The sequence below is a fragment of the Brevundimonas sp. genome (assembly GCF_016463485.1).
Lineage (GTDB): Bacteria > Pseudomonadota > Alphaproteobacteria > Caulobacterales > Caulobacteraceae > Brevundimonas.
In genome coordinates, this window is record NZ_JAEMRD010000018.1 from 1 (window position 1) to 12,997 (window position 12,997).

General features: G+C 67.3%; 10 protein-coding genes. All 10 read left to right on the forward strand.

Features of this window, described 5'->3' with window-relative positions; translation table 11 throughout:
* A partial coding sequence (locus tag JHC99_RS04690) for a Mur ligase family protein (RefSeq protein ID WP_292152299.1) occupies window positions 1–974 on the forward strand: 974 nt, incomplete at its 5' end.
* Window positions 971–1,435 carry a GFA family protein gene (locus tag JHC99_RS04695; RefSeq protein WP_292152300.1) on the forward strand — a complete coding sequence of 155 codons (465 nt, stop codon included), beginning with the start codon at window positions 971–973 and terminating at the stop codon, window positions 1,433–1,435. The genes JHC99_RS04690 and JHC99_RS04695, both read left to right, overlap by 4 nt.
* Entirely contained in the window at window positions 1,428–1,799 is a 372-nt protein-coding gene (locus tag JHC99_RS04700; protein ID WP_292152301.1) for a VOC family protein, read from the forward strand. The genes JHC99_RS04695 and JHC99_RS04700 overlap by 8 nt, the downstream gene beginning before the upstream one ends.
* A complete protein-coding gene (murB, locus tag JHC99_RS04705) occupies window positions 1,796–2,695 on the forward strand; it encodes a UDP-N-acetylmuramate dehydrogenase (RefSeq protein ID WP_292152302.1) in 900 nt (299 codons plus the stop codon). The genes JHC99_RS04700 and murB overlap by 4 nt, the downstream gene beginning before the upstream one ends.
* Window positions 2,696–2,787: 92 nt before the next feature.
* Window positions 2,788–4,095: a cytochrome b/b6 domain-containing protein gene (locus JHC99_RS04710; protein WP_292152303.1), complete on the forward strand. Its 1,308-nt coding sequence runs from the start codon at window positions 2,788–2,790 to the stop codon at window positions 4,093–4,095.
* Window positions 4,096–4,224: 129 nt separating this feature from the next.
* Entirely contained in the window at window positions 4,225–5,160 is a 936-nt protein-coding gene (locus JHC99_RS04715; RefSeq protein WP_292152304.1) for a D-alanine--D-alanine ligase, read from the forward strand.
* Window positions 5,148–6,053, forward strand: coding sequence for a cell division protein FtsQ/DivIB (locus tag JHC99_RS04720; protein WP_292152305.1), 906 nt, complete (start codon window positions 5,148–5,150; stop codon window positions 6,051–6,053). Before JHC99_RS04715 ends, JHC99_RS04720 begins: the two co-directional genes overlap by 13 nt.
* A 25-nt stretch (window positions 6,054–6,078) precedes the next feature.
* Window positions 6,079–7,401, forward strand: a complete 1,323-nt coding sequence (ftsA, locus tag JHC99_RS04725) for a cell division protein FtsA (protein ID WP_292152306.1) — start codon at window positions 6,079–6,081, stop codon at window positions 7,399–7,401.
* A 187-nt stretch (window positions 7,402–7,588) separates the two neighbouring features.
* A complete protein-coding gene (locus JHC99_RS04730) occupies window positions 7,589–10,942 on the forward strand; it encodes a TonB-dependent receptor (protein WP_292152307.1) in 3,354 nt (1,117 codons plus the stop codon).
* 273 nt (window positions 10,943–11,215) lie between these two features.
* Window positions 11,216–12,745 carry a cell division protein FtsZ gene (gene ftsZ, locus JHC99_RS04735; RefSeq protein WP_292152308.1) on the forward strand — a complete coding sequence of 510 codons (1,530 nt, stop codon included), beginning with the start codon at window positions 11,216–11,218 and terminating at the stop codon, window positions 12,743–12,745.
* Window positions 12,746–12,997 lie beyond the last annotated feature (252 nt).

Sequence of the window (12,997 nt, forward strand, 5' to 3'; positions counted from 1 at the left end):
ACGCCTATGGCACCAACGCCAAGGTCGGCGACGGTGACTGGATCGTGGTCGAGGCGGACGAGAGCGACGGCAGCTTCCTGAGGCTGAAGTCGACGGTGGCCATCGTCACCAACATCGACCCGGAACACCTGGATCACTACGGCGACTTCGACCGGGTGCGTCAGGCCTTCGTGGATTTCGTCGAGAACATCCCCTTCTACGGTTTCGCCGCAGTCTGCCTCGATCACCCCGAGGTGCAGCGGCTGGTGGCCTCGATCGATAACCGGCGGCTGGTCACCTACGGCATGAACCCCCAGGCCCAGGTCCGGGCCGAGAATGTCGAGATGGGTGCCGACGGATGCCGCTTCGATGTGGTGTTCCAGTCGGGCGATCCGGCGCTGGAACCGACGCGGATCGACGGCCTGCACCTGCCCATGGCGGGCTGGCACAATGTCGCCAACTCCCTGGCCGCCATCGCCGTGGCGCGCGAGCTGGACGTCTCGGACGAGGCGATCAAGGCGGGGCTGGCGGGCTTCGGCGGAGTCAAGCGGCGCTTCACCACCACGGGCGTCGTGAACGGCGTCCGCATCGTCGACGATTACGGCCACCACCCGGTCGAGATCGCCGCCGTGCTGAAGGCCGCGCGCCAGGTGACGGAAGGGCGCGTCATCGCGGTGATGCAGCCCCACCGCTACACCCGCTTGCGCGACCTGATGGAAGATTTCTCGACCAGCTTCTCGGACGCCGATCAGGTCATCATCGCCGACGTCTATCCGGCGGGCGAGGCCCCGATCGAGGGCGTGGACAAACAGGCGCTCGTCGAAGGCGTCCGCCGCTACGGCCACCGCAATGTGTCGGCGCTGGAGAACGTCACCAGCCTGCCGCGCGTGATCGCCGAGGCCGCGACGGCGGGTGACGTGGTGGTGCTGCTGGGGGCCGGCGACATCACCAGCTGGGCCTATGCCCTGCCGGCCCAGTTGGAGGCGCTGGCGTGAGCCGCCAGGCGGTCCTCACGGGCGGCTGTCAGTGCGGCAAGGTCCGCTATGACCTCTACGCCTCGCCCGAAGGCTCGTTCTGTCACTGCCGGATGTGCCAGCGGGCCACCGGCGGACCGTTTGCGGCCCTGACCAATGTCAGGAAGTCCGACTTCGCCTGGACGGCCGGAGAGCCCGGCGTGTTTGCCAGCTCCAGCGCCGCGACCCGCGCCTTCTGTCGGGACTGCGGCACGCCCCTGACCTTCACCTACAACGACACCGACGGCACCAACGTCACGGTCGGCAGCCTCGACGAGCCCGAACGCGCCAACCTCACGACCCACTACGGCGTCGAATCCCGCCTGTCCTGGCTGAAAATGTGCGACGGTTTGCCGGAAGAGCGGACCGGCGAAGGCGATGGCGACGATATGCTGTCGGGGATGATCTCGCATCAGGCGGGGCCGGGCGCCGTCCGTGGCTGACTGGTACTCCCGGCCGGTCCTTTTCGTGTCCGACATCGAGCGGTCGGTCGCCTTCTACCGTGGCCAGCTCGGCTTTCGGGAGGACTGGCGTTACGACGAGGAGGGCGACCGCCGGATCGTCCAGGTCAGCCGGCAGGAGTGCGAACTGATCCTGACGTCGCAATGGCCGGACAAGGTCGGTGGCGGCCTGATCTTCGTCTCGCTGGACCTCGATCTGGTGACCGCGACGCGGGCCGAGTTCGAGGCGCGCGGCGTCGAGGTCAGGGACGGCCGCTGGGGCTATCCCCTGATGATCGTCGCCGATCCCGACGGCAACGAACTGTATTTTCCCTATCCTTCCGAAGACGCCGAGGAACCGGCATGACCTGGCGTGACACTCTTCCGGCCGTGCGCGGCAAGCTGCTGCGCGACGAACCGCTGGCGCCCTTCACCTGGTTCCGGGTCGGGGGGGCGGCCGAGGCGCTGTTCATTCCGGCTGACCCGGAGGACCTCGCTGACTTCCTGAAGGCGCTGGATCCGTCCGTGCCTGTGACGGTCCTGGGCGTCGGTTCCAATGTCATCGTCCGTGACGGCGGGGTCGAGGGCGTGGTCATCCGGCTCGCAGGGCGTCCGTTCGCCGGCATCACCACCGAGGGCGATCGTATCACCGCCGGTGCCGGCGCGCTCGACGCCATGGTCGCCAAAGCGTCGGCCAGGGCGGGGCTGGCCGGGCTGGAATTCTATGCGGGCATCCCCGGCACGATCGGCGGGGCCCTGACCATGAATGCCGGTTGCTACGGCGCGGAGACGAAGGACGTTCTGGTCTCAGCCTGGGGGCTGACGCGGGCCGGGGAGCGGGTCGATTATGCCTTGGCCGACTTCGGCTATACCTACCGCCACTCCGAGGCCCCCGCCGACATCCTGTGGATCGAGGCCGTCTATCGGGGAACGCCCGACGATCCGGCTGCAGTCGCGGCCCGCATCGCCGAGATCACCGCGCGGCGCGAGACCACCCAGCCGATCCGCGAGAAAACGGGCGGGTCCACCTTCAAGAACCCGCCCGGCCATTCCTCGTGGAAACTGGTCGATGAAGCGGGCTGGCGCGGCAAACCCCACGGCGGCGCGAAATTCTCGGAGTTGCACTCTAACTTCATGATCAATTTCGACGACGCGACCGCCGCCGACATCGAGGGCCTGGGCGAGGCTGTGCGCGCCGAGGTGCTGGCCACGACGGGGATAGGGCTGGAGTGGGAGATCAAGCGGATCGGCCGTGCAGGCTGATATCGCGGCCTGGCGGTCGATCAAGCTCCCTTATTGAAACAAACACTGTGGCGGATTACATTGCCCGACACCGCAGGATCGAACGGGGCGCCATGAGCCAGTTGAACGACAACCTCCCGTCCCACCCGGCCCGGGACGGCACCGTGGCGATGGGCCTGCATTGGGTGATCGCGCTTCTGATCGTGTTCGAGATCGGCCTGGGCTTGCGGATGGATGGACCGCCGGGGGCTACGACCTTTGCGGTGTACCAGCTCCACAAGTCGATCGGGATCAGCATCCTGATCCTGACCCTGGCGCGCATCGCCTGGCGGGTCGGCCATCGCCCGCCGCCGTCGGTCGGCGGCCATGTCTGGGAGCGACGTCTGGCGGGGTGGGTCCACGTTGGCTTCTACCTGCTGCTGCTGGCCATTCCGTTGAGCGGCTGGCTGATCGTGTCGGCGTCGCGAACCGGGATCGGCACCGTCCTGTTCGGCCTGATTCCCTTTCCCCACCTGCCCGGCGTCCCGGGTCTGGAGCCTGCAACCAAGGCGGTGGTCGAGCAGGCTGCCGAGAACGCTCACCGGCTGCTGGGCTGGGCTCTGTATGGGCTTCTGGCGCTCCATGTCGCCGGTGCGCTGAAGCACCATCTCATCGACCGGGACCAGGGTCTGGCACGGATGCTGCCGGGTCCGTCGGGGGTTCGGCTGTTCAGTCGGCGTCTGGTGGGGGTTGCCGTGGCGGTCGTGCTGACGCTCGTGGCGGCGGCGGCCTACCCCTGGATCACGGCGAAGGTGCCGACATCCGCACCCGAACCGGCCGCGACGGTCCAGGCCGAGGTCTTGCCCGCGCCGGTACCGGCCGCCGTGGATCCCGCTGCGCCGCCGGTTGAAGCCGATGCGGTCGAGACGCCCGCCGTTCCGTCCCGATGGACGGTCAACCGCGCGCAGTCGCGCCTGTCCTTCTCGACCAGCCAGTCCGGTTCGCCGATCCGGGGCCGGTTCGCGGACTGGGCGGCCGACATCCTGTTTTCGCCGGACGCACTGGAGGACTCGCGCGTCCGCGTGACGGTCGCGATGGCCACCTTCACGACCGAGGACATCGACAGCCAGGGAGTGCTGGGCGGCGCGGAATGGTTCGACACGGCGGGCCATGCCGAGGCGGTCTTCTCGGCCGAGCGCTTCCGGGCCCTGGGCGGGGACCGCTACGAGGCGCGGGGGACGCTGCGGCTCAAGGGCGTGGCGCGCGGGGCCGTCGTGCGCTTTGCCTTGAAGATCGAGGGCGACACGGCCCGGATGACGGGCACCGCGTCCCTGGACCGCACGGCTTTCGGCGTCGGGACTGGCGAGTGGGCGGGAACGGACGACATCCCGGCCCAGGTCGCGGTGGACGTGACGATCGTTGCGACGCGGGCGGAGCGATGAGCCGGTGACTCCCGGACGCCGCCGACACGGGTGCGATTATCCCGGGCCATGAGCGTCAAAGTAAACGCGGTGTAAACCATGGCGGGGGGATCAAGGGCGTCGGCCGCCCCCTCCAGTCCCCGGAACACGATGTCCCGTCCGCTTTCCGAGCTTCACGTCGCCGTCCTGATGGGCGGTCTGTCCTCGGAGCGGGAGGTCTCGCTGACGTCCGGCAAGGGCTGCGCCGACGCCCTGGAAGGGCAGGTCGCCCGGGTGTCCCGCGTCGATGCGGGACGCGATCTGGCCCAGGTGCTGAGCGACCTGGATCCCGACGTGGTCTTCAACGCCCTGCACGGCGACTGGGGCGAGGACGGGTGCGTCCAGGGCGTGCTCGAGACGCTGAACATCCCCTATACCCACTCCGGCGTCCTGGCCTCGGCCCTGTCGATGGACAAGGACAAGTGCAAGGCGGTGCTGAGAGCGGCCGGAGTCGTCGTGCCCGGCGGCGGCCTGTTCGACCGGCATGCAGTGGCGGCGGGTCACGTCATTCCGCCCCCCTATGTCATCAAGCCGAACGCCGAGGGGTCGTCCGTCGGCGTCTATGTCGTGCGCGACGGCGATGCGCCCATCATGGCGACCGGCGAGCCCAGCTGGACCTATGGCGACTTGGTGATGGTCGAGCCCTTCATCCCCGGCAAGGAACTGTGCGTCGCCGTGATTGGGGATAAGTCCGGCCCCCGCGCCCTGACCGTGACCGACATCACCCCGACCAAGGGCTTCTATGACTACGAGGCCAAATACGCGCCGGGCGGGTCGGTGCATGTCCTGCCAGCGGTTCTGCCCGATCATGTGTTCGAGGCGGCCCTGCGTCAGGCGGAACTGGCGCACGTCGCCATGGGCTGTCGCGGGGTATCGCGAAGCGATTTCCGTTATGACGACGTTAAGGACGAACTGGTCTTTCTGGAGATCAATACCCAGCCCGGCATGACCCCGACCTCTCTGGTGCCAGAGCAGGCCGCCTATGTCGGGATGTCGTATCAAGACCTTGTCCGGTGGATCGTGGAGGACGCCTCATGCCCGCGGTAGTTCGCGGCGGTCGGCGACAGAGTTCGGCATCGGCTCCCCAGCGCGGCGCGGCGTCTCCCAAGCGGGGCGGCCAGGCCAAGAGCGCGCGCGGGGGCGGAAACGCTCCGGTCGTCGGCGGCAAGTTCGCGGCGGTGGGCAAGCTCGACCTGTCGCCCCGCGCCGTCGTCATTTCCATCCTGGCCGGGATCGTCGTTCTGGGGGCCGTTCTGGCCACGGGCGCGCGGGCCGAGCGGATCGGCGCGTCCCTGGGCCACGGCATGGACAGCATGACCGCAGGCATGGGTCTGTCGCTGCGCCGCGTCCACATCACCGGTGCCTCGGCCGAGGCCACACCGGCGATCCAGCAGGCGCTCAATCTTCAGGCCGGCCAGCCGATCACCAGCCTCGATCTCGACGCCTTGCGCGGCCGGGTCCAGTCCGTGGGCTGGGTCAAGGAGGCGCGTGTGGTGCGCCTGTTGCCCGACACCCTGATCGTCGAGGTCAAGGAGCATGACCGCCTGGCCGTCTGGCAGACCGGCGGGCGGACCTTCGTCATCGACGCCAATGGCAAGGCCATCCCGGGTGCCGACGCCGGACGATATCCGCAGCTTCCCCTCGTCGTCGGCAAGGGTGCCGACACCGCCGCCGCCGACCTGTTGCCGTTGCTGGCCCAGCGCCCGCGCCTGGCCGGACGGATCGACGCCATGGTCCGGGTCGACGAGCGCCGCTGGGACCTGCGGCTCAAGGACGGGAGCCTGATCCAGCTGCCCGCCGTGGACCAGGATTCCGCATTGATCCGGCTGGACGCGCTGGACCAGCGCGACCGGCTGCTCGATCTCGGCTTCGCCCGCGTCGACCTGCGCACCCCCGATACCATCGCCGTCCGTCCAGGTTCTGGAGCGGCGCCCGCGTGACCCTGTTTGAAGTGAGGCTTTCCCGATGACCGGACGCAGAAGCGATCCCGCCACCGAGGCCGCAAAGGCCGCCCGCGCGCCCGTCGTGGCCGCGCTTGACCTGGGTCAGTCCAAGGTCGCCTGCTTCATCATGAAGCCCGAGGGCGTACGCCACGCCGACCGCACCATCCGCGTGGCCGGGGCCAGCCATGTCCAGTCGCGCGGCGTGCGCGGCGGGGCCATCGTCAATATGGACGAGGCGGCCCAGGCCATCGGCCAGGCTGTCGAGCGCGCCGAACGCTCGGCCGGCGCGCCCGTGTCGGGCGTCATCGTCTCCACCGCCATCGGCCAGATGGCCAGCCACCGCGTCCAGGCCAAGGTCTCGTTGGGGGCCAACCCGGTCGGCGACGGCGACCTGGCCCGCGCCATCGCCATGGCCCTGGCCCAGATCCGCTATCCCAACCGCCGTCCGATCCATGTCCTGCCGATCGGCTGGTCGGTGGACGGCGCGCGCGGCGTCCATGACCCGCGCGCCATGCGCGGAGCGTCCCTGGGCCTCGACCTGCTGGTCGTGTCCATGGCCGAGAGCGCCTTCGCCTCTCTGAGCCATTGTCTGGAACTGGCCCACCTGGACCTTCAGGGGGTCGCCGCCGCCCCCGTCGTCTCGTCCCTTGCCGCGCTGGAGGAAGACGAGATGGACCTGGGCTGTGTCTGCATCGACATGGGCGGGGGCTCGACCTCTGCCGCCGTCTGGGGCGGTCGGTCCCTGCTGCATATCGAATCGCTGAATGTCGGCGGCGACCATGTCACGGCCGACATCGCGCGCGGCCTGTCGACGTCCAAGGCCGGGGCCGAGCGGCTCAAGACCCTGCATGGCTCGGCCATGGCCAGCGCCAATGAGGACCGCGAGATGCTGGAGGCCCCGCCGCGCGGCGAGGATCCGTCCGCCGGCCCCGTCATCGTGCCACGCGCCATGCTCAAGACCGTCATCGCCCCCCGTGTCGAGGAGACGCTGGAACTGCTGCGCGACCGGTTGCGCAACGCGGGCGTGGGCCTTGAGCCGGGCGCGGGCCTGGTCCTGACCGGCGGTGCGAGCCAGCTGAACGGCGTGCGCGAACTTGCCGTGCGGGTGTTCGACCGGCCGGTGCGGCTGGGTCGGCCCCAGCGGGCGCCCCACATGGCCGACGCCGCGTCAGGACCCGCCTTCTGCTCCTCGGCCGGCGTGCTGCTTCGTGCCGCCTATGGCCCGCGCGAGGCGGTCTCGGCGCGCAAGCTGATGTCACGCCAGATATCGGCCGCCGACGCCCCCAAGGTGCATCGTGGCAACGTCGTGGCCCGTGCTGCGGGCTGGCTGCGCGAAAACCTTTGATATCCCAGTTGCATAAGCGTCGCGGCAGCGTGTCCGGACTGTGACCCGATTGTAACATCCAGACCGAAGTGTGGCCGCAAAGCGGTCGCAATGGTTGCGACCCTGCCATTTTCCTCTAATCCCGACACCAGCGCGTGGTCCGTCTCTCCGGGACCACGATCCTGTTTTTAACGTTGGGGCCTCCAAAATGCTTTTGAAGCGCAAGTATCTCTTCGGCACGACGATCATCGCGGGCATGATCGCCGCCTCGGCTCCGGCCTTCGCCCAGACGGCCCCGGCCGCTCAGGACGACGAAACCCAGGTCGAAGAAGTCGTCGTCACCGGTTCGCGTATCCGTCGCGACCCGACCACGGCCCCGACGCCGCTGATCCAGGTCACGCAGGACCAACTGCTGCAGACCGGCCTGTCGACCGTGATCGACTATCTGGCCACCATCCCGGCCCTGTCGAACTCGGTCGTGCCTTCGGACACCACGGGCTCGGGCCTGAACGACGGTGGTCTGTCGCTGCCGAACCTGCGCTCGCTGGGCACCGGCCGTACCCTGACCCTGGTTGACGGTCGCCGTCACGTGGGTTCGCAGGCTGGCTCGCTGGCCGTCGACATCGACACCATTCCCCGCCTGCTGATCCAGAACATCGAGATCGTCACCGGCGGTGCCTCGTCCGTCTACGGCGCGGACGCCGTTTCCGGCGTGCTGAACTTCGTGCTGCGCAAGGACTTCGAAGGCCTCGAAGTCGACGCCAACTACGCCTGGATCAACCAGGACGGTCAGGAATCCAAGCGCGTGTCGGCCGTCATCGGCCAGAACTTCTTCGACGACCGCCTGAACCTCTACGCCCACGCCGAATACGAAAAGATCGATGAAGTCCTGTCGACCGACATCGACTGGCTGCGCCGCTCGCCGACGATCTTCGGCATCGACGCCGATCCGACCGCCATCGCCAATGGCCCGAACGACGACGGCAAGCTCGACAACATCCTGATCTCGTCGAACGAACTGCGTCGTCTGGATCGTCCGCGGTGGGGCTCGACCACCCTGGCGAACAACCAGGCCCCGAGCGCCTTGAACGAACCTCTCGTTCCGATCGCGACCTGCACGGCCTTCAACGCGGCGGCCTGCTATTCGGTCGATCCGGCGAAGACCTACTGGTATGACGGCACGACTGCCCGTCTGGCCAACTTCGGCCAGCGGGTCGGCAACACGGGTGCCAGTCGTCCGTTCACCATCGGCGGCGACGGCGAATCGCCTGTCCTGTTCGCGACCGAGAACCGTATCCCCTCCTCGGAGTCGCAGCGTTATCAGGTCGGCGGCACCTTCGCCGTCACCGACAGCATCAATCTGTACGCCGAAGCCAAATATGTCACCGAGAGCACGATCGACGCCTCTCAGCCGACCTTCTTCGACGTCTACCTGGCCGACACCACGGCGGCGAACCGGGTCAACACCCTGCTGGCGTCCAGCTCGTTCCAGATGCGCTATTCGGACAACGCCTTCCTGCCCGCGAACGTCAAGGCCGCCATCCTGGCCAACCAGGTTGTGACCTATAACGCTCCGACCGTAACGGCGGCCGGTACCGCGCAAGCGACGACCACCAACCGCCAGTGGGCCGACCACCGCCTGTTCGGGCCTCAACGCTTCCAGGACAACACGCGCGACCTGCAACGCTATGTCGTCGCCATGAACGGGTCCTATGACAGCGTCCTGTTCGTCAAGAACTTCGACTGGGACATCTCCTATACCTACGGCAAGGTCGAGAACACGAACCTCGAGAACGGCGTCGACATCGAGCGCTTCAACTGGGCCGCTGACTCCGTCGTCGACACCGCCGGCGTTCTTGGCACCCCCGGTGCCATCGTCTGCCGCGTCAAGCTGATTGCCGCGCAGAACCCGACCGTCGCCTCCGGCCAGCTGGCCGACGCCTTCCGCGGGGGCGATCTGCGCGCCAGCGCCACGGCCCTGGCCTCGATCAACTCCTGCCAGCCGCTGAACATCTTCGGCAACGGCAATCAGAGCCAGGCCGGCCTCGACTATGTGAAGGCCTTCATCACCGTCCAGGAAGAGAACGAGCAGGAAGACGCCATCGCTTCGGTGTCCGGACAGCTTTGGGACTTCTGGGGTGCCGGCGCCATCGGCGTCGCCCTGGGTGCCGAGTACCGCAAGGAAACCACCTCGGGCGTCGGCCGTTCGACCACGACCGGCGACCGCTTCCTGTTCCTGAACACCGGTGCCGACTTCCCGGAAGCCTCTTACGACTCGCAGGAAGCCTTCGCCGAACTGTCGATCCCGCTGATCCGTGACAGCTTCCTGGGTGAATACGCCGAACTGAGCGGATCGTACCGCTACGCCGACTACTCCACCGTCGGCGAAACCGAAGTGTATGGCGTCAACTTCGTCTACCGCCCGGTCAGCGACATCGCGTTCAAGACCAGCTTCAACTCCTCCATCCGCGTTCCGTCGCTCGGCGAAAACTTCTCGCCGCGCAGCCAGACGTTCTCGAACGCTTTCTCTGACCCCTGCGACACGCGCAACATCACTGCGGCCACCCTGGCCGCTGACATCCGCGCCAACCGGATCGCCAACTGCACCACCCTGGCTGCAGCCAAGGGCCTGGCCTACGACTTCGCCGGCACCACCGGTTCGCCGGACGACGACTACAACCCGCTGTACGCTTCCGGCGTCGCCGGGGTGAATGGCGGCAACCCGTTCCTGCAGCCTGAAGAGTCGGACTCCTTCACCTTCTCGACCGTGTTCCAGCCCCGGTTCATCCCGAACCTCGACCTGGTGCTCGACTACTACGAGATCGAGATCACCAATGTGATCGCGGCGGTGACGGCCCCGGCGGCGGCGGCCAACTGCGTGAGCGGTCCGGCCTTGAACACTGCGGCTTGCTCCACGATCTTCCGCAACAACCCGGCCGCGGCCGGCACGACGGCGGTTCTCCGCTCCGAGGCCTTCAAGGTCGGCGGTACCGGCACGACCGACCCGATCGGCGGCTTCATCCAGGGCTCGGTGAACTTCGCCAAGCGCACCGTTCGCGGCCTGGACTTCACGGCCCGCTATTCCTTCGACACCGAGGAAATGCTGGGTCGCAACTGGGGCCAGTTCAACTACTCGCTGAACGGTTCCTGGCTGATCGAGCAGAAGTTCTTCACCGATATCGCCAACCCCGGCGCCTTCACCGAAAACGCTTCTTCGCTCTTCTACCCGCGCGTTCGCTTCACCTCGACCCTGCAATGGGCACCGACCGACACGGTGACCGTCAGCTGGATCGCCGACTGGCAGTCGTCGCAAGACATCAGCCAGCTGCGGACCCTGATCCTCAACCTGGACACGCAGCCCCTGGCCTATCGCGAAAGCGGCAACTTCGTCCGTAACGACTTCAACGTCCGTTACGACCTGACGGATGACGTGACCCTGCGCGCCGGCGTCACCAACGTCTTCGACGCCGAACAGGCGCCGTGGCTGGGAACGACCCTCTACTCGAACTTCGACCCCTACGGTCGTCGCTTCAACGTCGGTCTGAACTGGCGCGTCTGGTAGGACTTCACGTCCCAAGGATACGGAAAGGGCGGCTCTCACGAGCCGCCCTTTTTCTTTGAAAACTGTGGATGGACCCAAGCTTGACCGGCTGTTCGGGGGCTATCCTGCGGTCAAGGTTAACCTTTTTACTCGACGCGAGTCCGACTCACCTTAATCGGTAACCTTCCCTTAACGGTGATGGGTGTTTCCTTAACGGGCCCATTAACCTTCTGATTCGGCGGGGCGGATCAGGAGGCCGGTAAGGGGGCAGGGTCGGAAAAGGTCGGTATTAAAATGTCTCTCTCGCTGGTGCGTCCTCAAGCCACGGAACTCAAGCCCCGGATCGTCGTCTTCGGCGTCGGTGGCGCAGGCGGCAACGCCGTCAACAATATGATCGACGCCGGCCTCGAAGGGGTCGAGTTCGTCGTCGCCAACACCGACGCGCAGCATCTGTCGTTCGCCAAGACCGACCGCCGCATCCAGCTCGGCGAAACGATCACCCAGGGCCTCGGCGCCGGTGCCCACCCCGAGGTCGGCATGAACGCCGCCGAGGAGAGCGCCGACGAAATCCACGCGCACCTGGAAGGCGCGCACATGATCTTCATCACCGCCGGCATGGGCGGCGGTACCGGCACCGGTGCCGCGCCGATCATCGCCAAATGCGCGCGCGATCGCGGCATCCTGACCGTCGGCGTCGTGACCAAGCCCTTCACCTTCGAAGGCCGTCACCGCATGCGTCTGGCCGATGCGGGCATCGCCGAGCTGCAGCGCTACGTCGACACCCTGATCGTCATTCCGAACCAGAACCTGTTCCGCGTCGCCAACGAGCGCACCACCTTCGCCGACGCCTTCGGCATGGCCGACCAGGTGCTGCACTCGGGCGTGCGTTCGATCACCGACCTGATGATCCTGCCGGGCCTGATCAACCTCGACTTCGCCGACGTCCGCGCCGTCATGTCCGAGATGGGCAAGGCGATGATGGGCACGGGCGAAGCGACCGGCGACGACCGCGCCCTGCTGGCCGCCCAGAACGCCATCGCCAACCCCCTGCTGGACGAGACCAGCCTGAAGGGTGCCAAGGCCGTTCTGGTCAACATCACCGGCGGTCTGGACATGACCCTGCTGGAAGTCGACGAGGCCGCCAACGCCATCTCGGCCGAGGTGGACGGCGACGCCAACATCATCTTCGGCGCGGCCTTCGATCCGAACCTGGAAGGCAAGATCCGCGTCTCGGTCGTCGCCACCGGCATGGATGAGGTCGGTGCCGTCAAGGTCGAGCCGACCACGACCAGCGCCTTCCACGATACCCGCCGTCCTGTGGCTCCCATCCGTCCCGAGCCGATCCGCCAGGAAGCCCTGCGCCCGGAACCGGTTCGTGCCGAAATGGCTCGCGCGCCTGAGCCCCGGATTGAACAGGCCCCGATCGTCCCGACCTTCCAGCCCACACCGGAACCCATCGTCGCGCGCACTCCCGAGCCGGTCATCCACGTCGCCGAGCCGACCCGCGCTCTGGAGCCCATCGTCGATCCCTGGGTCGAGGCCTTCGAGGCCGACCACGGCCGCAAGGCCGTGCCCGCCGCCGCTACTGCCCAGGGCGAGCTCTATATGGAGCGTCAGGCTGCCGAGCCTGCCTATGACGATCGCGACCATCGCAAGTCGGGCTGGAGCCTGTTCGGTTCCAAGAAGCCGCGCGCCCAGTCCAACTACGTCGCCCCCGCCGCGCCCCAGATGCGCCAGACCGGATCGGCCCAGGCCGCGCCCGAACTGTCGGCCGAGGAAGACGACCTCGAAATCCCGTCCTTCCTGCGGCGGTTGGCCAACTAGCTTCGCTGCCAAGGGGCAACGAGCAATAGGCAACAGAAGGGGCGGTCCGCAGGGGCCGCCCTTTTTCCTTCTCGCTCCCCCGGAGTGGGGAGAGACAGCGAAGCCCGGGTTGGGCCGTATGAACCATCACGATCGCTCTTGCGGCACTCTTCCCGGTCCCGATCGCTGACCGTTCTTCCCTCCCCACAAGGGGCAGGGAGAAGAAACAATCCGAAACCTGACTTTGGTTTCCGTCTGGTCGCATAGGCGATA